Annotated in this window: 15 protein-coding genes; 4 read left to right on the forward strand and 11 right to left on the reverse strand. The window is 66.4% G+C overall.

What is annotated here, in order from left to right; all coding sequences use genetic code 11:
- Positions 1–5: 5 nt before the first annotated feature.
- The 7 genes from TZ53_RS08550 to TZ53_RS08580 form a co-directional block, all read right to left on the reverse strand.
- The gene (locus TZ53_RS08550) at positions 6–1,019 is read right to left on the reverse strand and encodes an NADP-dependent oxidoreductase (RefSeq protein WP_044661036.1); all 1,014 of its coding nucleotides are present in this window, start codon (positions 1,017–1,019) and stop codon (positions 6–8) included.
- Between the two features lie 4 nt (positions 1,020–1,023).
- Positions 1,024–3,369 carry a TonB-dependent receptor gene (locus TZ53_RS08555; RefSeq protein WP_044661037.1) on the reverse strand — a complete coding sequence of 782 codons (2,346 nt, stop codon included), beginning with the start codon at positions 3,367–3,369 and terminating at the stop codon, positions 1,024–1,026.
- 494 nt (positions 3,370–3,863) lie between these two features.
- Positions 3,864–4,850, reverse strand: coding sequence for a fumarylacetoacetate hydrolase family protein (locus TZ53_RS08560; protein ID WP_052628171.1), 987 nt, complete (start codon positions 4,848–4,850; stop codon positions 3,864–3,866).
- A 26-nt stretch (positions 4,851–4,876) separates the two neighbouring features.
- Positions 4,877–5,911: a VOC family protein gene (locus TZ53_RS08565; RefSeq protein WP_044661038.1), complete on the reverse strand. Its 1,035-nt coding sequence runs from the start codon at positions 5,909–5,911 to the stop codon at positions 4,877–4,879.
- The gene (locus tag TZ53_RS08570; protein WP_044661039.1) at positions 5,908–7,518 is read right to left on the reverse strand and encodes an FAD-dependent monooxygenase; all 1,611 of its coding nucleotides are present in this window, start codon (positions 7,516–7,518) and stop codon (positions 5,908–5,910) included. Before TZ53_RS08570 ends, TZ53_RS08565 begins: the two co-directional genes overlap by 4 nt.
- Positions 7,519–7,611: 93 nt before the next feature.
- The gene (locus TZ53_RS25645) at positions 7,612–8,295 is read right to left on the reverse strand and encodes a TetR/AcrR family transcriptional regulator (RefSeq protein ID WP_025549437.1); all 684 of its coding nucleotides are present in this window, start codon (positions 8,293–8,295) and stop codon (positions 7,612–7,614) included.
- 125 nt (positions 8,296–8,420) lie between these two features.
- Positions 8,421–9,038, reverse strand: a complete 618-nt coding sequence (locus TZ53_RS08580) for a TetR/AcrR family transcriptional regulator (protein WP_025549436.1) — start codon at positions 9,036–9,038, stop codon at positions 8,421–8,423.
- 99 nt (positions 9,039–9,137) lie between these two features.
- Between TZ53_RS08580 and TZ53_RS08585 the strand changes: the two genes are divergently transcribed.
- The 3 genes from TZ53_RS08585 to TZ53_RS08595 all read left to right on the forward strand — a co-directional run bounded on the left by TZ53_RS08585 (position 9,138) and on the right by TZ53_RS08595 (position 13,069).
- Entirely contained in the window at positions 9,138–9,899 is a 762-nt protein-coding gene (locus TZ53_RS08585; protein WP_025549435.1) for an SDR family NAD(P)-dependent oxidoreductase, read from the forward strand.
- Positions 9,900–10,005: 106 nt separating this feature from the next.
- The gene (locus tag TZ53_RS08590; RefSeq protein WP_044661040.1) at positions 10,006–11,166 is read left to right on the forward strand and encodes an acetyl-CoA C-acetyltransferase; all 1,161 of its coding nucleotides are present in this window, start codon (positions 10,006–10,008) and stop codon (positions 11,164–11,166) included.
- 193 nt (positions 11,167–11,359) lie between these two features.
- On the forward strand, positions 11,360–13,069 hold the full coding sequence (locus TZ53_RS08595; protein ID WP_025549434.1) for an ATP-binding protein: 1,710 nt from the start codon (positions 11,360–11,362) through the stop codon (positions 13,067–13,069).
- 214 nt (positions 13,070–13,283) lie between these two features.
- Here TZ53_RS08595 and TZ53_RS08600 read toward each other — a convergent pair whose 3' ends face one another.
- The gene (locus tag TZ53_RS08600) at positions 13,284–13,937 is read right to left on the reverse strand and encodes a CoA transferase subunit B (RefSeq protein ID WP_044661041.1); all 654 of its coding nucleotides are present in this window, start codon (positions 13,935–13,937) and stop codon (positions 13,284–13,286) included.
- The gene (locus tag TZ53_RS08605; protein WP_025549432.1) at positions 13,937–14,647 is read right to left on the reverse strand and encodes a CoA transferase subunit A; all 711 of its coding nucleotides are present in this window, start codon (positions 14,645–14,647) and stop codon (positions 13,937–13,939) included. Before TZ53_RS08605 ends, TZ53_RS08600 begins: the two co-directional genes overlap by 1 nt.
- An 84-nt stretch (positions 14,648–14,731) precedes the next feature.
- Between TZ53_RS08605 and TZ53_RS08610 the strand changes: the two genes are divergently transcribed.
- Positions 14,732–15,634 carry a LysR family transcriptional regulator gene (locus TZ53_RS08610; protein ID WP_044661042.1) on the forward strand — a complete coding sequence of 301 codons (903 nt, stop codon included), beginning with the start codon at positions 14,732–14,734 and terminating at the stop codon, positions 15,632–15,634.
- A gap of 18 nt (positions 15,635–15,652) precedes the next feature.
- On the opposite strand, the gene TZ53_RS08615 is transcribed toward TZ53_RS08610, so the two are convergent.
- Both TZ53_RS08615 and TZ53_RS08620 read right to left on the reverse strand, forming a co-directional pair.
- The gene (locus TZ53_RS08615) at positions 15,653–16,252 is read right to left on the reverse strand and encodes a hypothetical protein (protein ID WP_025549430.1); all 600 of its coding nucleotides are present in this window, start codon (positions 16,250–16,252) and stop codon (positions 15,653–15,655) included.
- 291 nt (positions 16,253–16,543) lie between these two features.
- Positions 16,544–18,325, reverse strand: a complete 1,782-nt coding sequence (locus tag TZ53_RS08620) for a fatty acyl-AMP ligase (protein WP_044662951.1) — start codon at positions 18,323–18,325, stop codon at positions 16,544–16,546.
- Between the last annotated feature and the right edge of the window lie 72 nt (positions 18,326–18,397).

The raw sequence follows: 18,397 nt of genomic DNA on the forward strand, positions 1-18,397 counted from the left end.
GCTGTTCAATCCTTCGCTGCGGGAAGCCGGATCAGCAGCTTCCCCTGATTCTGCCCGGAATAGAGGCGCGCTATCGCGCCGGGGGCCTCGCCAAGCCCCTCCAATATGTGCTCGCGGTAATGCAGCCGTCCCTCGCGCAGCCAGGCCGACAATTGGGCGACGGCCTCATCGAAGCGATCGGCATAGTCGAACGTCAGGAATCCGCGCATCGTCGCCCGCTTCACCAGCAGGTGACGCTCGGGCCGCGCCCCTTGCGGCCAGGGGTCCCAGCTTGCGATGGAGGCGGTGCCGCAGACGGCGATCCGCGCATGCAGGCGCAAATGGCGCAGCACCGCGTCGCTGATCGGCCCGGCTATATTGTCGAAATAAATGTCGACCCCGTCGGGACAGGCGCGGGCAATGGCGGCATCCAGATCGGGCTCGCCGCGATAGTCGATCGCGGCGTCATAGCCGAACTCGTCCAGGCACTGGCGCCGCTTTTCCGGCCCGCCCGCCAGGCCGACCGTGCGGCAGCCCGATATGGCGGCGATCTGGCCCACGCACGACCCCACCGAACCCGCCGCCGTCGAGACGAGCACCGTCTCGCCGGGACGAGGGGCGCAGATGTCGAGCAGCCCGAAATAGGCGGTGACGCCGTTCAGCCCCAATATCCCCAGATAGAGCGACAGCGGCAGATCGGTGTCCGGGACGCGCAGCAATATGGCGGACCGGTCGACCGCCGCATGCTCCTGCCAGCCGAACAGGCCCATCACCCTGTCGCCCGGCGCGAAATCGCCGTGCCGCGATTCCACCACCTCTCCGACGGCGAAGGCGCGCATGGCGTCCCCGACAAGGATGGGGTCGGAATAGTTGCTCGCGTCGCTCAGCCAGCCCCGCATGGCGGGCTCGACGGACAGATAATGGTTGCGCACCCATATCTGTCCATCGGCGGGAACGGGCATGGGGCGTTCCTCCAGCGCGAAATGCTCGCTCTGGGGAATGGCCTGCGGACGGCGCGCAAGGATGACGGCCCGGTTCATCGCATCAATAGCTGTAGCTGAGCGTCGCGCCGTAAGTGGCGGGCATGCCGGTGGTGCGCGCCACCGTATCGACCACATGGGTGACGGTGGTGACATAGAATTTGTTGGTGACGTTGCGCCCCCAGAGCTGGAACTTCCATCCGCTGTCCGGGCTTTCCAGGCTGATCCGCAGGTCGAGCACGGCATAGCCGGGCAGGGCGAATTCGGGCGCTCCCCCGAACGCCGCCACGCTGCGCGAGCGGTAGCGGACATTGCCGCCCAGCGAGAGGTCGAGATTGCCGGTCAGCGCGAAACGATAGTCGAGATCGCCGTTGAGCTGCCATTTGGGCGTGCTGGGAAAGGGTTCGCCCTTGATGTCGACGACGGCGGCATAGGGATCGTTGGCGAGGAAGCTCCTGTCGACGCGCGAGTCGACATAGGTGGCGCCGCCATTGAAGGTCAGCCCGTCGACCGGCCGCCAGTTGACGCTCAGCTCCGCGCCGCGGACGCTCGACCTCGGAACCTGCACCAGCCCGGGCAGATTGCCGAAGGCGGTGGTGATGTAGCCGATGATCTGCTTGTCGTCATATTTGTAGTAGAAGCCCGCGCCCGTCAGTTGCAGCCGCCGGTCGAGCAGCGAAAGCTTGAAGCCGGCCTCATAGGCGAGCACCGATTCCTGCGTCACCGGGTCGAACTGGCTGGGGAAAAGGCCGGGCACCGTCGGGAAGCTGCCCGCCTTATAGCCGCGCGTGACGTTGGCGTAGAGCAGGCTGTCGGGATTCGGCTTCCAGTTGAGGCTGGCGCGCCAGGAAATATTATCCTCCTTCAGCGACTTTTCGACGCTGGGCACCGGGATGAAGGGCGTGCCATAGCCGACTTCGCCCAGGGTCGCGCAGGCGCCCGGCGCGAGCGCCACCGTCGGCGGATCGAAATTGCGCGACAGGTTCGACAGGAAGCTGAACGCGTTGGAGATCAAACCATCCCCCACGTCCAGCAGGCAGCCGCTGAACCGGTTGCGCTGGTCGCTGTAGCGCGCCGAAACCTGTGCCGTCACCCTGTCCGTCAGCTCATAGTCGAGGCTGCCGAACACCGCCTTGGTCGTGATCTTCTGATGGTTGCTGTTGATGAAGGAGGTGTAGCGGAACGGCCCCACCCCGCTGTTGCTGGCGATATAGTCGCCGCGCTGGTCGTCCCCGGTGGTGTCGTGGCTGTAATTGCCGCCCAGCATCCAGCGGATCGGGCCCGCCGTGCCCGCGAGCCGCAATTCCTGCGACACCGTCTCTATGTCGGCGTTGATCGTCAGCAGGAAATTATTCTGCGGCACGCCGTCGGTGTCGCTGGGCGAGCGCTGCTTGAACCGCGAATAGGCGCTGATCGAGGTCAGGGTCACGGCATCGCTGACGTCCAGGTCGCCGCGCAGCGAGAATTGGTAGAAGCTGTCGTCGCGGCGAAGGTCGGCGCCGGGGTCCCAGTCCGCGATGCGGCTGCGGTTGGGGGCCGGGACGGCGGCTTCCAGTTCTGCCGTGATGTCGGTATAGCCGCCCGCCGACGGAGCCACGGTCGGGGCATATTTCACGAACTGCGCCGCCTGCGTCTCGCTCCGGTCGATCCAGCCATTGGCGTTGAATTCGAAGCGCAGCGTGTCGGTGGGCTCCCAATCGAGCAGCAGGCGGGCGGTGGAATAGTCCCGGCGGCCGAGGCGGTCGGACGGGCGGGTCTGGCTGATCTGCCAGCCGTCGCGATATTCGTGGCGCACCGCCAGCCGCGCCTTCAGATTGTTTGCGATCGGGCCGCTGACGAAGCCCTGCGCATCCACCTGGTCGAACCGGCCATAGCTGAGGTCGATGCTGGCGGCGAGGTGGTCGGTCGGCTTGGCCGCGATATAGTTGATCGCGCCTCCGGTCGAATTCTGGCCGAACAACGTGCCCTGCGGCCCTTTCAGCGCCTCGACGCGCTCGACGTCGAGAGACGCCCCCTGCGTCATGGCGAGATAGGGCAGGGGCACCTGGTCGACATAGACGCTGACCGCCGGGGCCACGGCGACGGCGACGTCATAGAAGCCGATGCCGCGCATCGTGAAGACCGGCGTGCCATAGGCGCTCGGCTGATAGGTGAAGCCGGGAACGATCTTCACCAGGTCCGACGGCTGGGTCACGCCCGCATTTTCAAGCTGGCTGGCGGACGCCGCCGTGATGGAGACCGGCACGTCGTTCAGCCGTTCCTCACGCTTCTGCGCGGTGACGATGATCTCGCCCACGGCAAGGTCGCGTTGCGGCGCGGCTTCGGCCTGTCTGGCCGGGGATTGCGCATGGCTGCACAGCGGCGCGACGAGCGCGCTGGTCGCGAGCAGGACGCATATGGGCTTCCTCATTTTTCCTCTCCCTCGTTCAAGCCCTGACTGCCTGATCTGGTGGGGCAGCCGGGTTGTTTGTTCATTCCTTGGCGCGGCATCTTCCCGGGCCGCATGCCCTTCGTTCAGGTCAGCGGCGGGCGCGCTTCCACAGCCGCCGGGCAAGGCGCCAGACCGGCGGGGCCGGAACGGTCGGACGGAAGTGGGGCGCATGATCGCGGCGCGCCGATTGTCCGCGAGCGGGCGGCGACATACCAAATGCTCTCGATGAACATCGCATTTCCTCTCCGGAAAGCCCTGTTGCCCTGCCGCCCCGCCCCGCATCGATCGTGGGGGTCAGGGGCGGTTGGCGGTCTTTCGATGCGGCGCGTTGATGTCGTGGACAATCTCGGCGCCGCCGGCTCGCCCTGTCGGCTCGGCTTTTCTTTTCGGGTTCCTGTGACCGTAGAATGCCATGCCGGCGGGCTGTGTCAACATAAAACTCTACATATGTGGAGTATTTCTCAGCCTCCCATTTACGCGCCTGTTATCCGGCTTCTTTGCCCGCCCAGCGACATGCCGCTGACCCCGTCGCGCAGCGTCAGATTGAGCTCGTCGCCCGGTTGCAGGAACCGGCCCAGCGTCTTCATTTCGACGCGCATGCCATCGCGGCGCGCGGCGTCGTTCAGCAGGTTGGTCTTGAGCAGTTCGATCAGGCCCGGCGTGCCTTGCGCGATGACGCCGCCCGGCGTTCCGGTCAGCACCATGTCGCCGGGCTTCAGGTCCATGATCGCCGCGATCTGGGTCAGCGTTTCGGCGGGCTTGTAGATCAGCTGTCCAGTGTTGGCGGACTGGCGGACCTTTCCGTCATAGGTCAGCGAAAGTTCCAGATTGTCGACCGTCGCCGCGACCTCTTCGGGTTCGAGCAGATAGAAGACCGGCCCGGCCGGGCAGAAGGTGCGATAGCTCTTGCCCTGGAACCACTGCATGAAGGACGCGCCGAACATGGTGTCGCGCGCCGACACGTCGTTGCACAGGACCACGCCGGCAAGATAGGAGCCGAGATTGCCGGCGGTCACGGTCGTTCCCGCTTCCAGCGGACGGCGCAGGACGATGCCGACCTCCACCTCATAATCCAGAAGCTCGACCCCCTTGGGACGGACGATGTCGGCATAGGCGCCGCAGAGCGACGAACTGGCCTTGGCGAAAAGGAGGTTCTCCTTGCGCACATGATGACCGGCTTCCGCCGCATGCTCATCATAGTTGAGCCCTTGGCAGATCAGCGTCGCATCGGGGGTGACGGGGCTCAGAAGGGCGCTCGCGGCAAAGCGCACCGCCTCGCCCGTGGCGGTCAGGTCCGGCGCGGCTTCGATCGCGCCGATCAGTTCGCCCAGGGTCTTCGCGCCGCTCGCAATGCCCCGCCCCTCGACCCGGTCGGCCGGCCCCTCGGGCGCATCGCCGGTCAGCACGGCCCAGCGCGGGCCCGCGCCTTCATCATAGCGGACGATCATCAATGCCATCATTCTACTCCTGCATTCCAATGGGGATGTCAGCGAAGCCAGGGGCGCGGGGGCACCAGCAGGGCGTCGACGATATTGCGGACGAGCGGCGGCGCGTCGGCCGGGGCGGGGGCGGGCGGCCGCATGGAATCGGGCAGGTCGTCGCCCCAGGACCAGAGGTCGCCGCGGGACAGCGGATGGAAACCGGTCGGATAATCGGCGGTCATCAGGTCGCCGTCCGCATAATGTTCCCACTCGTCCCCGGCGGAGTCCTTCCAATAATCGAAGACCTGACTGCCGAGCACATGGCGGCCGATGCCCCAATAATGGTTCCAGCCCCTGCCGCGCAGATATTGCTGGCCCTGCCCCACCGCATCGACGTCGATCGTCTCGGTCGAGATGTGCAGCAGGCGCGATTCCGGCCCGGCGAGCAGCGCGAGGCTGTGATGGTCGGCGGGCTCCGCGCCCCGGTCGAAGCGGAAGAAGCCCAGCACCGGCGCATCCTCGCCCACGGTCGCGACGTCGGTCGGAAGATAGCCGAAATGACGCCGGTACCAGCCGGCGGTCCGTTCGAAGTCCGGCGTCTGGAGGACGACATGGCCGATGCGGAACACCGGCGCGGGCGCGGTCGGCGTCCGGACCGGCCTGTCGATGCGGCGGCTGGCCACGGGCGAGTTGACCTCGGTCAAGGGCTCCCGCACCGGCAGCGGCTCCAGCGGCGCCGCGCCCCAGAGCAGGTCGACGCGCACGCCCTCCGGATCGAAGAGGCGCACCCGCTCGCCGCCGCCCGGCGCATCCGTCGCTTCGACCGGCGACTGGGTGGCGGTGGACAGCCGATCGAGATCGGCGCGGTCCCTGGCGGCAAGGCCGAAGCCGACGAAGGCATCCCGCTCCGATGCGATCAGCTCGACGCAATAGGGTTGCGGTCCATAGCCCCGGAAATGGCGCTGCCCGCCGCTGCCGCCCGCGACCGGCACGAAGCCGAAATCCTCCAGGAAGCGGGCCATGGCGTCGATGTCGCGCCGCTCGAAGCTCACATGGACGACGGCGTCCGCCCGGACGATGGGGTCGACTTGACCGATCATGACCTTGCTCCCCTGATCCGGTCGATCACCGCCATCGGGTCTTCCGGCATGGCGTCGCCGCGCCAGGCGACATGCTGGTCGGGGCGGATCAGCACGAAATCGCGCTCGTAGATCCGCCGGGCATGCGCGTCGCGAATGTCGAGCAGGTCGACCGGCACGCCCCGCTCGCGCGCGGCGTCGAGCAGCGGCTGGGCCGAGGCGTCGGTGAAGCGGACCAAAGTGAACCAGGGCCCCAGCCGGTCGAAGATGGCGCTGCCATCCTCCAGGAACAGATGCGGCGCCCGCATGCCCGGCCAGGTGCTGGGCACATAATCGCGCAGCCGCCATTCCGGTTCGTCGCATTCATGGCAGACGATCGGCGACTGGCGGTAGCGATGGTCGAGTTCGATGCCCCGCGATTCATTCTCCGCATTGCCGAGTTCCGCGATCAGCGCGCCATAGGCGTCGCGCGCGGCGGCCCCCTCCGGCGTGTCGTCATGGATGATCGGGGCATAGGCTTGCGCGATCTTCAGGCGCACGCCCATATGCAGGCGCGACGCGTCGACAATGGCGCGGCCCACCGGCCGGCGCTCCGCCTCTATGCTGTCGAGCAGGGCGGGGCCGCCCCAGCCCTGCAGGATGGCGGCGTATTTCCAGGCGAGGTCGACGGCGTCGCCTATCCCGGTGTTCATGCCGTAACCGCCGGTCGGGATCACCTGATGCACGGCATCGCCCGCCATCCACACCCGCCCGCGCCCATATCCGTTCGCCAGCACCAGATGCGGCGACCAGGGGTTCGCCTGGATCACCTCGATCGGGAATTCCCGGCCCAACGCATCGAAGGCGAGTTGCCGGGGATCGATGGCCGCCGCGTCCGCCCCTTCGGGCAGCATGCAGTGGAGCGTCCAGATCTCCGCATCGTCCTGCGCGATCAGCGTGCTGCCGGCGGGCGACTGATAATGCCAGGCGATGCCGAAGCGCTGGAGCAGGTCGCGCGCCTCCGACCGGAAATGCACCATGAAGAAGCGGGCGACATTATATTGCCCGTCCCAGGCATAGCCCAGCTTCTCGCGGATGATGCTGCCGCCGCCGTCGCAGCCCGCGAGCAGGGCGCAGCGCTGCCGTTCGGTGCGCCCCGTCGCGACTTCGCGCAGATGGACCGTCACCCCTTCGCCATCGTCGTCGAAGCCCTCGACCGCCCAGCCGAACCGCATTTCGACCAGCGGAGATTCTTCCAGCAACCCGCGCAGCAGCGGTTCCAGGACGACCTGGCTCAACCGCATATAGGGTTCCAGCGGCTGCGACCCGTCATTGTTGGCGCGGATTTCTTCCCGCCAGCTTTCGACGTCGGGATAGCGGAAGCGGGCCAGTTCCCACTCGTTCAGCCGCGTCACCCAGGAAACGTCCATCGGATTGCCGCGCGGCACGGCGACGTCGCGTATCTTCTCCGCAATGCCCATGCGGCGGAACAGCTCCATGCTGCGGCCATTGGTCACGTCCATCTTCGGATGGCGCGTGGTCGAGGGATTGCGTTCGAGCAGCAGCGTGCGAACGCCGCGGCTTTGAAGCTCAAATGCGGTGGTAAGGCCGACCGGCCCCCCACCCGCTACGATGACTGGAACATCCACGGGGCATCTTCTCCATCACGGTCATTGCCGTCTGGAGAGCAGGGCTAACATGCCCTGCCGCAGGAGTCCATAAAAACTCTACAGTCGTGGAGTTTATTTGAAGACAGCGCGTTCGACGAGGTTCCAATAGCGTTCGACGGCCTCCTCATTCCTGATGGAAAAGCCAATGGTTTCCGCCATTTCGCGGTTGAGCGACGACAGGGTGGAGGTCATGCCGATGAGCATGTAATAGACATGATCGGGATCGCCCTGCAGGAGCTGGCCCTCCGCCTGCGCCGCCCGGATCTGGGGCAGGATGCGGTCGCGGGTCTTGCTGAGAACCTTCTCGACCAGCCAACCGATTCTCGGACTCGATCCCTGATTCTCGCGCAGCATGAAATGGTGGAACGCGGTATGTTCGACCGTGAAGCGCAGGAAGGTCCGGAACTCGGCCCGCACGCGCTCTGACGCGGACATTCGGGAATCGGGGGGAATGGCCTCGTCCCACATGGTCTCGATCTGCTCGAAGGCATATTCGGCCACCGCCTTCCACAGCGCCTCCTTGGTGCGGTAATGATAGGTGATCAGCGTATATTCCAGGCCCGCGCGTTCCCCGATGCGGCGCACGCTGCTGCCGTCGAACCCGCGCTCGGCAAATTCGTTGAGCGCCGCCTCCAATATCGCCTGGCGCGTTTCGACGGACCGCTGCTGTTCGCGCCGGTTGGTCTTCCGCCGCTGGCCGGGCTGTTTCGCGGCGGCGCTTTCGTCCGGGGCCTTTTTGCGGTTTGTCTCTGCCATTGAGCCTCCAAATTGCAGCCGTGAAGCGGAAGCGTGCCCGTGTCCCCCGGCATCCCGCCCTGCCGCCGTGATCGGGATCGACGTTGGAAGGAGGGCAAGCCGCCTTCGCGCACGCTCTACCCAAGTCAATCGCGCGGATCGAGTCCCGAAACCAGAATGTCGACCAGCTTTTCCGCCACGGTCCCGGCCGGCATCGCCCCTTCCGGATCGTACCAGCGCCCCGGCCAGTTGAGCGCCCCCGCCAGCGCGAAAGCAGCCATCTTCACGTCGATCCGTGCGATCGAACCATCGGCAACGGCGTCTTCGATCAACCTGCGCAAGGCATTGTCGATCTCCCGCTTCAGCGCGCGATAGCGCGGCCTGCTTTCCGGCGAGAGCACTTCGTCCCCGGTCCGGATCACGCATCGCCCGAAATCGTCCATGTTGACCTCGGCATAGCGGCGCAGGAAGCGCGTCAGCCGATGGCGGCCGTCGCCGGGCTCCCGCCGGGCCTGATCGGCCGCTTCCAGCAATTGCTGCAGGCCGATGGTGACGCATTCCAGCAGCACCTGATCCTTGTTGGCCAGATAGTGGTAGATGGTGCGCTTGGATATGCCCAGGCTGGCGGCGACGTCGTCCAGCGACGTCGCGTGAAACCCGCGTTCGTTGAACATCCGCACCGCCGCGCGCAGCACGGCCTCGCGCTTGGCAAGGCGCTCGGCTTCTTTCTGGGCGGGGGTGCGGAATGGTGAAGCGGCGTGCATCAATGTCCTCTTTTCTCCATCGGAGCGTTGACAGGAAACCCGGCGCGACGCAATACACCCAAAAGTGCATGAGTCACTCATGAGTTTCCGGAGGCTGAAATGGATCTGAAGGGAATGGCTGCCATCGTCACCGGCGGCGCGTCGGGATTGGGCGGAGCCACCGCCGCGCGTCTGGCGCGGGGCGGCGCCAGGGTGACGCTGTTCGACCTGAACGCCGAATTGGGGGCGGCCCATGCCGACGCCATTGGTGGCCAGTTCATGAAGGTCGACGTGACGGACGAGGGCGCCGTCGCGGCAGCGTTCGAACAGGCCGAGGCGCTGCACGGCGTCGCGCGCATCCTGGTCAACTGCGCGGGGATCGCGCCGGCGATCAAGACCGTCGGCAAGGAGCATGCGCCCCATCCGCTGGACGTGTTCAGGCGGACCGTCGAAGTGAACCTGATCGGGACATTCTGCATGATCGCCCGCTTCGCGGCTTCCCTGGCGAAGGCGGACGAGATCGAGGGTGAGCGGGGCGTCATCGTCAACACGGCGTCGGTTGCGGCGTTCGACGGCCAGATCGGCCAGGCCGCCTATAGCGCCTCCAAGGGCGGCGTCGTCGGCATGACCCTGCCCATCGCCCGCGACCTGGCGCAGCACAAGATCCGTGTGATGACCATCGCGCCGGGTATCTTCCTGACGCCCATGCTGGAGGCGTTCCCCCAGCATGTGCAGGATGCGCTGGGCGCGCAGGTGCCGCATCCCAGCCGCCTTGGGAAGCCCGACGAATATGCGCAGCTCGTGGACAGCATCATCGCCAATCCCATGCTGAACGGCGAGGTCATCCGACTGGACGGCGCGATCCGAATGGCGCCGCGTTGAGCGGCCCCGGCAGGCGAAGCGCTGGTTCCACGCGCGCCCCTGCCGCCTTCTGGAGCGGGGAACCGGTTTGGTCCGCCGCTCCTCCTCATGTCGAAGGAAGCTGAAAATGGCCGAAGCCTATATTGTCGAGGCGCTGCGTACTGCCGGCGGCAAGCGCAAGGGCGCGCTGTCGGGCGTTCATCCGGCGGATCTGGGCGCCGTGGTGCTGAACGCATTGGTCGACCGCAGCGGCATCGATCCCGCCGCGGTCGAGGATGTCATATTGGGCTGCGTCACGCAGGGCGGCGAACAATCCTTCGCCTTCGGCCGCAATGTCGTGCTGGCGTCGAAGCTGCCCGACAGCGTTCCCGCCGTCACCATCGACCGGCAGTGCGGATCGTCGCAGCAGGCGCTGCATTTCGCGGCGCAGGCGGTGATGTCCGGCACGCAGGATCTGGTGATCGCGGCCGGCGTGGAAAGCATGACGCGCGTGCCGATGGGCTCCAACTTCAATCTGCATGCGCAGGCGGGAATTGGGGAAGGGCCATGGCCCGCCAGCATCCGCGAGCGCTACGGCGTCAACGAGTTCAGCCAGTACCATGGCGGGCAGGCGATTGCCGACAAATATGGCTTCAGCCGCGAAGACATGGACGCCTACGCGCTGGAGAGCCATCGCAAGGCCGCGGCCGCCATCGCCGCGGGCGCTTTCGAGCGCGAGATCGTGCCGGTCGACACGCCGGACGGCCGCTTCGCGCAGGATGAGGGCGTGCGCGCCAATGGATCGATGGAGGCGCTGGCCGGGCTCAAGACGCTGACCGAAGGCGGCACGATCACCGCCGGCAATGCGAGCCAGATGACCGATGGCGCCTCCGCCGTGCTGGTCGCGAATGAGGAGGCGCTGAAGCGGTTCGACCTGAGGCCGCTGGCGCGCATCCATAATCTGACGGTGACGGCGGGCGACCCCGTCATCATGCTGGAGGAACCGATTGCGGCCACGGAAAGGGCGCTGCGCCGGGCGGGGCTGGGCCTGGACGAGATCGACCTGTTCGAAGTGAACGAAGCTTTCGCTTCCATTCCCATGGCCTGGCTGAAGGTGCTGGGCGCTGATCCGGGCAAGCTGAACGTCCATGGCGGTGCGATCGCGCTGGGCCACCCTCTCGGCGCGAGCGGGACGAAGCTGATGGCGACCCTTGTCCATGGATTGAGGGCGCGGGGCAAGCGCTATGGGCTGCAAGCCATGTGCGAAGGCGGCGGCATCGCCAATGTGACCATCGTCGAGGCATTGTGACGGTTCCTGCGGAGCGGGCGTCGCGGGCTTGCGCGCCCGGCGCCCGCGCCGGCGGACCGGCGGATGAACAGGGTTAAGGATGAGTTGACGGGCCGCAAACCCAGGCCGCCTCTAAGCCATTGATCATAATCGCTTTGTGATCGACGCCGTCCGATGTTAGAAAGACGCGCGGTTCCGATGCAGAAGGTTGTCGATGGACAGGAAATTGGCAAGCGAACGGGGTGCCGAACAAAAGGCGCTGGCGGCACGATGGACCATAGCCGCCGAAGCCATGGAGGCGCTGGCCGGCGCGCGGTCGATGGAAGCGATCATAAATGTCCTGCGGGCCTTCGCGCGCCGCGCGGTGGGGGCGGACGGCATCGCGGTCGTCCTGCGCGACGAGGACCAGTGTCATTATATCGCTGAAGATTCGATGGAACCGCTCTGGGCGGGACAGCGCTTCCCGGCATCGAGTTGCGTGTCCGGATGGGCGATGGAGCATCATCGGACGGCGGTGATCCCGGACGTCTTCGACGATCCCCGCGTGCCGGTGGAGGCCTATCGCACCACATTCGTGCGGTCGATGGTGATGGTGCCGATCGGCCGCATCGAACCCATGGCCGCTCTGGGCGCCTACTGGTCCGAATTCGCGCAGCCCACCGACAATGAGATCGCTCTGCTGGAGGCGCTGGCCCGCGCCGCGTCCACCGCGCTGGAGAACGGGCGGCTGTTTGCGTCGCTGGAAGCGCTGAACGACCAGCTCGAACGCCGCGTCCGGGAACGCACCACGGAACTGGAGCGGTCGCAGGACAGCCTGCGCCAGGTCCAGAAGCTGGACATGCTCGGCCAGTTGACGGGCCATGTCGCCCATGACTTCAACAATCTGCTGATGCCGATCGTCGGCGGGCTGGACCTGATCCTGTCGGGCAAGCGGACGCCCGAATCGATCGAGCGGCATGCGACCATCGCGATGCAGGCGGCGGAGAGCGCGCAGACGCTGGTGCAGCGGCTCTTGACCTTTGCCCGCCGCCAGCCCCTGACCGCAAAGGCGGTCGACCTGTCGGACCTGCTTGGCGGGATGCAGGCCTTGCTGACCAGCACGCTGGGACCGCGGATCGCGCTGTCCGTCGATCTCCAGCCGATGGTGCCGCCGGTGCGCGCGGACGCCCATCAGCTTGAGGTCGCGCTGCTCAACCTGGCCGTCAACGGCCGCGACGCCATGCCCGACGGCGGCGCGCTCAGCATAAAGGCGCAGGCGCGCCAAAGCCGCCTGCCCGCCGCGCTGACGCCCGGTCCCTATGTCTGCCTGACCGTCAGCGACACCGGCACCGGCATGACCCCGGCGGTCAAGGCGGCGGCCATGGAGCCCTTCTTCACGACCAAGCCGTCCGGCCATGGCACGGGGCTTGGCCTTTCCATGGTCCATGGCCTTGCCGCCCAGCTTGGCGGCACGGTGGAGATCGACAGCGCCGTGGGGCAGGGCACCAGCGTCCGGCTATGGCTGCCCGTCGAGCGGGCGCCTGCCGTGAAGGCGGCTTCCCCAGCAGTCGAGGAGGGACCGAAAGAGCGTTCGGGCAAGGTGCTGCTGGTGGACGACAACGATCTCGTCCGGAATAGCACGCGGGAGATGCTGATCGACATGGGCTATGAGGTGGTCGACACCGACCGGGCCGAACGCGCGCTCAGCATGATCGAATCCGGCGACCGGCCGGACATCCTGATCACCGACCATATCATGCCGGGCATGACGGGGGTGGAACTGGCGCTGCGCCTGCGGGCCGATCATCCGCACATCGCGTTGCTGATCATATCGGGCTATGAGGGGGTTGACCTGATCGCGCCCGACATCACGCGCCTGTCCAAGCCCTTCCGGCATAATCACTTGCAGGCCTGCATAGCCGCGGCGCGGGCGCAGGCAGCCTGATCCGCATCCTGTTTCGGGGTCACGGCCCCTCTGCGGAGAAAAGCTTGGCGCCGGCCTGGCCCGGATATGTCCTGTGGCGCTTCGCTTCACTCTATTCAGGCTATCCCTGAACAGGATGACTTTGCCGTGGATCGGACGACGCGACCCAGGGCGCATTCGCTTTCATGCCTGAGGCGGCGAGGCCCATTGACGGGAGGGGCCTCGCCCTCTTTCCTCAGGCCGGTTGAGCGACGTCCACCGTGTAATGCGCACTGGTCTTGGCGGCGACTTCCTCCGCCGTCACGCCCGGCGCGCATTCGATGAGGCGGAACGGGCTGTCATGGTCGGGCCGCTGGAACACGCAGAGGTCGGTGACGATCATGTCGACCACATTCCTGCCCGTCAGCGGCAGGGTGCAGGCCGGGATGAACTTGGGACTGCCGTCCTTGGACGTGTGTTCCATGACGACGATGATCTTCTTGACGCCCGCGACCAGATCCATCGCGCCGCCCATGCCCTTGATCATCTTGCCCGGGATCATCCAGTTGGCGATGTCGCCATGTTCCGAAACCTCCATCGCGCCCAGCACGGTCAGGTCGATATGCCCGCCCCGGATCATCGCGAAGCTGTCGGCGCTGGAAAAATAGCAGCTCTGCGGCAATTCGCTGATCGTCTGCTTGCCCGCATTGATCAGGTCGGCATCCTCCTCCCCCTCATAGGGGAAAGGGCCGATGCCCAGCATGCCATTCTCCGACTGCAGCGTCACTTCCACGCCGTCGGGAATGTGGTTCGCCACCAGCGTCGGGATGCCGATGCCCAGATTCACGTAGAAACCGTCCTGCAATTCCTTCGCCGCCCGCGCGGCCATTTCGTCACGAGTCCATGCCATTATGCGGCCTCCCTCTGGCGGACGGTGCGGAATTCGATTTTCTTGTCGTAAGGCGCTCCGACGATCATGCGCTTGACGTAGATGCCGGGCAGATGGATCGCATCGGGGTCGAGGCTGCCGGTGGGCACCACCTCCTCCACTTCCGCGACGCAGATCTTCGCCGCCGTCGCCATGGGCTGGTTGAAGTTGCGCGCCGTCTTGCGGAAGATGAGGTTGCCGCTCTCATCGGCCTTCCAGCCCTTGATGACCGCCACATCGGCGAAGATGCCGCGCTCCAATATATAATCCTGCCCGTCGAAGCTCTTCACTTCCTTGCCCTCGGCCACCGCCGTGCCGACGCCCGTCCTGGTGTAGAAGCCCGGAATGCCCGCGCCGCCCGCCCGGCAGCGTTCGGCCAGCGTGCCCTGCGGGCAGAACTCCACCTCCAGCTCCCCGGCCAGATATTGCCGCTCGAACTCCTTGTTCTCGCCCACATAGCTGGAGATCATCTTCCTGACCTGCCGCGTGCGCAGCAGCTTGCCCAGCCCCTCGCCATCTACCCCCGCATTGTTGGAGGCGATGGTCAGATCCCTGACGCCCGAATCCCGGATCGCATCGATCAGCCGCTCGGGTATCCCGCACAGACCGAACCCGCCAGCGCACAGATGCATGCCGTCGAACAGCAAACCTTCCAACGCACTCGCCGCATCCGAATAAAGCTTTTTGACCATAAGCATGCCTCTCCTTCGGATCGCCATTCTGGCGGAGGCCAATTATCATTTCTAATGATTTGTTTTTTGCTTTAGCCAAAAGCCATGTCTATCAATCGCATCGGCCTCTTCCATCTGGAAACCCTGCTCTGGATCGACCGGCTCGGCACGTTCGCTGCGGCGGCGGAGCGGTTGAACACCACCCAGCCGGCAATTTCGGCGCGGGTAAGGGAACTGGAGAGCCATCTGGGCGCCCGCCTGTTCCGCCGCGAAGGCCGGACCATGTCCTTCACCCCCGCCGGGCGGCAACTGGTGCGCGATTGCGGGCCTCTCTGGAGCGATCTGCAGAGCATGCTGCTGCGCTGCGGCGGATTGGCGGAAGCGAGCGGCGTGGTCCGCATCGGCGCAGGCGAAATCGCCGCGGCAAGCTGCCTTCCGGACTTCGTGTCGCAATTGAAGGGGGCAATGCCGCATGTCAGCCTGGAACTGGAAATCGACCTGACCGCCAACCTGATCCAGCAATTGCTGGTCGGGCGCGCCGATATTTCCTTCGCGGCCGGGCCCATCGCGCATCCGGCGCTCCAGTCGCGTCCCATCGGCGGGGTGAGCCTGGTCTGGCTCGCCAGTCCCGCCATTGCCGCGTCATTCCACGGCGATGCGGCGGACCGCACCATTCCGATCTGGTCGCTGGCCAGCCATTCCCCGATCTATGGGCGGATGCGCGACGCGATCGCCGCTTCGCAGATCGCCCGTAAATCGCTCAACCTGTGCAACAATGCGCGGATGATGATCGACATCGCCAAGGCGGGTGGCGGGATCGGCATCTTCCCGGAACCCATGGCCCGCGCCGACCTGATGAGCGGAGCCCTCGTGAAACTGGAGGGCATGCCGGCCCTGTCGCCCATCGAGTTCCATGTGGCCAGGCGTATTTCGGACAATGATCCGGTGATCGCCGCCATTTTCGAGCAGGCGAGCGCACTGCGGCTGGGGCCGGAGGGCGAGGGCTGACCGCTGTCGAGACGGGCTTCAGGAACCCAGCGCCTGATTGGGATCGACTGTCCTTATGCTGCCGGGCATATCGCGGCTTTCGGCCGGAGTGGCGGCGGCCGGGCCGCCCGGCGCCACGCCCGATCCCAGGGAAACCTCCTTGTCGACATAGACCTCGAACAGCGTGCCGGCGGGCAGCTTGACGTCCTTTCCGCGGACGATCACCGCCAGCGGCAGGAAGACGATGCCCGCGCCCACCGCGCCCAGGGTGCCGGACTTGCCCTGGGAATTGCGCTGGCCGCGCACCGGCACGTCCATCCCGCCCGCCCTGACCGTGCTGACCTTGATGTCGAGCTTGCCCGAGCGGCCGAGCAGGCCATTGTCCCTGACGCGGCTCACTTCCCCCACCGCCGGGCTGCCGGCGGGGATGAGCGTCACGCCGCCGATCGTCACGGGCTTGGCCACGGCCAATTCGATCCTGTCGCCGACGCGGGCGGATTTGGAGGAAATCTCCTGCCGGGTTTCCAGTTGGATGGCCATGCCTTCGGGAAGGATCGTCGATTGGGCAAGGGCGGGACCGGCGCTCGCCGCCAGCAGCAGGGGGATGGCAGAGCGCATCGGCAATGACAGGCGAATCATCGGTCCATCCTCTCCGCTTCGGCGGCCACGCCCCCGACCGCCGTGCAATTTACGCTTCCGGGGCCAGGGCATCAAGGAACGAGTCGGGCCTGGCGCGGGCGAACGGCGCAGCCATTGCCGCGACGACCTTCCGCTGTGCCGACCGTCAGCCAGAGCGCCGCATTCAATCGGGCGCAGGTCGCGCCTTCGCGCGGATGCCGATGCGGGAGACGGCCGGGCGGACGCCGGCCGATCCCGGCCCTCAGAGCTTCGCCTTCGGGCCGAACCGCGTTCAGCCCTGTCAGGACGAACTCAGGCCGATGCCCTTTGCCCGGGGGGCGCGAACGCCTGCGCCAGCGGTCCCGCCATGCCCAGCACCGTCAATTCCCCGTCCATCAGCATCCTGCCGGCCTGCTTGCGCTGCACCTTGCCGCTGGTCGTGCGGGGGATCGCGCTGGCGGGCACCATCACCAGATCGGTGATGGCCAGTTCCAGCCGCTCCATGGCCGTGGCGCGCAGCCGGGCGGCAAGGTCCTGGAGTTTCTCGTCCGACAGGGACCGGCCGTCGTCGCGCTTCATCTCCGCGATCAGGACGATATGCTGCGCATCGCCCATCTCGATCTCCACGGCGGCGGCGCTTGCCTGTCCCACCGTGCCGGAAAGTTCCGACCAGATCTGTTCGACATCGCTGGGCGCATGGTTGCGGCCCCGGACGATGATCAGGTCCTTGAGGCGGCTGACGATGAAAAATCCATCGGCCGTGGAAAAGCCGAGATCGCCGGTGCGCAGGAACGGCCCGCCTTCGTCCAGCCGGCCGAAGCTCGCCTCCGTCGCGGCGGGATTGTCGATATAGCCGGCGGTGATGTGCGGGCCGCGCAGCCAGATTTCGCCCACCGCGCCATCGGGCAGCGCCTCGCCGCTTTCGGGATCGACGATCCGCGCCTCCGCCCCGGCCATGGCGGGGCCGCAGCAGGCGAGGTCCAGCACGGCGTCCCCGCCGGCGCTCTCCTCCGCCCGACCTGCCGCGAGAGCGCGGCTGTCGTAGCTCTTGACGATGGGGTCGCTCCGGGGCGGAACCGCGATGGTCACGAGGGTGGATTCAGCCAGTCCATAGCAAGGCAGGAAGGCGCGCCTGTCGAAACCGGCACCGGCAAAGCATTCGGCAAAGCGGTCGAGCGTGGCAGGCCGCACCCGCTCCGCCCCGTTGAACGCGACGCGCCAGCCCGACAGGTCGAGACCGTCCGGCATGCCCCGCCGCGTGGCATGGTCGACGCAAAGGTCGTAGCCGAAATTGGGCCCGCCGCTGGTATGCGCGCGATAGCGGGAAATGAGTTGCAGCCAGGACATCGGCCTGTTGATGAACGCGGCGGGCGAGGTGATCACGCAGGTCGAGCCCAGGAACAGCGGTTGCAGGATATTCCCGAACAGCCCCTGATCGTGATAATGCGGCACCCAGCCGACGAAATGGGAATCCCGGTCGTGGCCGAAGGCAGCGCGGATCATCGTCTCATTGGCGATGATGTTGCCATGGCTGATCATCACCCCCTTCGGGTTCGACGTGGTGCCGGAGGTGAACTGGAGCACGGCGAGCCGGTCCGGCGCGAGCGCCAGCGGCGAGAAGGCGTGCGATACCGCCGCGAGCGCGGCAAATTCCAGATAGCGCACCGGGCCGGCGGACAGGGCGGCGGACAGTTCCTCCCCGAACAGGCCGGCCATGCTGTCGTCCAGCAGGATGCAGTCGGGCCGGATGTCGTCCAGCATGTTCAGGATATTCCGAAGCCGCGCCTTGCGCCGGCCGACCGGGGCGAGCGGAATGGCGACGCCGCCGACCGCGAGGCAGGCAAGCAGCGCGAGCGCGAAGTCGGTTCCCGCCGAGAAGAGGAGGGCGATCCGGGGACCGGCCGGCCCCCCCGCCGCCAACCCCCGTGCCGCCATGGCGCCGGCAAGCTGCCCGACCTGCGCCGCCACCTGCGCATAGGTCAGGCTGCTCTGCGGACCGTCGCCCTGGTCGAATATCAGCGCCGGCCGGTCCGGGACGCTGTTCCCATGGTCCAGTACGATGTCGACGATCGACCGGCTGAAGTCTATCTGCATCTTTTTTGCGAACCCGATGCTTTGGAGCCTTTTCACATGGAGCGAAAACGCCCAGTCCTTTGATGCCGCATG

This window comes from Sphingobium sp. YBL2, assembly GCF_000943805.1.
GTDB lineage: Bacteria > Pseudomonadota > Alphaproteobacteria > Sphingomonadales > Sphingomonadaceae > Sphingobium > Sphingobium fuliginis.

What these genes read in the sequence shown, in the direction of transcription:
- TZ53_RS08550 (WP_044661036.1), bottom strand. Translation starts at nt 1,019, where the DNA reads ATGAACCGGGCCGTCATCCTTGCGCGCCGTCCGCAGGCCATTCCCCAG.
- TZ53_RS08555 (WP_044661037.1), bottom strand. Translation starts at nt 3,369, where the DNA reads ATGAGGAAGCCCATATGCGTCCTGCTCGCGACCAGCGCGCTCGTCGCG.
- TZ53_RS08560 (WP_052628171.1), bottom strand. Translation starts at nt 4,850, where the DNA reads ATGATGGCATTGATGATCGTCCGCTATGATGAAGGCGCGGGCCCGCGC.
- TZ53_RS08565 (WP_044661038.1), bottom strand. Translation starts at nt 5,911, where the DNA reads ATGATCGGTCAAGTCGACCCCATCGTCCGGGCGGACGCCGTCGTCCAT.
- TZ53_RS25645 (WP_025549437.1), bottom strand. Translation starts at nt 8,295, where the DNA reads ATGGCAGAGACAAACCGCAAAAAGGCCCCGGACGAAAGCGCCGCCGCG.
- TZ53_RS08580 (WP_025549436.1), bottom strand. Translation starts at nt 9,038, where the DNA reads ATGCACGCCGCTTCACCATTCCGCACCCCCGCCCAGAAAGAAGCCGAG.
- TZ53_RS08585 (WP_025549435.1), top strand. Translation starts at nt 9,138, where the DNA reads ATGGATCTGAAGGGAATGGCTGCCATCGTCACCGGCGGCGCGTCGGGA.
- TZ53_RS08590 (WP_044661040.1), top strand. Translation starts at nt 10,006, where the DNA reads ATGGCCGAAGCCTATATTGTCGAGGCGCTGCGTACTGCCGGCGGCAAG.
- TZ53_RS08595 (WP_025549434.1), top strand. Translation starts at nt 11,360, where the DNA reads ATGGACAGGAAATTGGCAAGCGAACGGGGTGCCGAACAAAAGGCGCTG.
- TZ53_RS08600 (WP_044661041.1), bottom strand. Translation starts at nt 13,937, where the DNA reads ATGGCATGGACTCGTGACGAAATGGCCGCGCGGGCGGCGAAGGAATTG.
- TZ53_RS08605 (WP_025549432.1), bottom strand. Translation starts at nt 14,647, where the DNA reads ATGGTCAAAAAGCTTTATTCGGATGCGGCGAGTGCGTTGGAAGGTTTG.
- TZ53_RS08610 (WP_044661042.1), top strand. Translation starts at nt 14,732, where the DNA reads ATGTCTATCAATCGCATCGGCCTCTTCCATCTGGAAACCCTGCTCTGG.
- TZ53_RS08615 (WP_025549430.1), bottom strand. Translation starts at nt 16,252, where the DNA reads ATGATTCGCCTGTCATTGCCGATGCGCTCTGCCATCCCCCTGCTGCTG.
- TZ53_RS08620 (WP_044662951.1), bottom strand. Translation starts at nt 18,325, where the DNA reads ATGCAGATAGACTTCAGCCGGTCGATCGTCGACATCGTACTGGACCAT.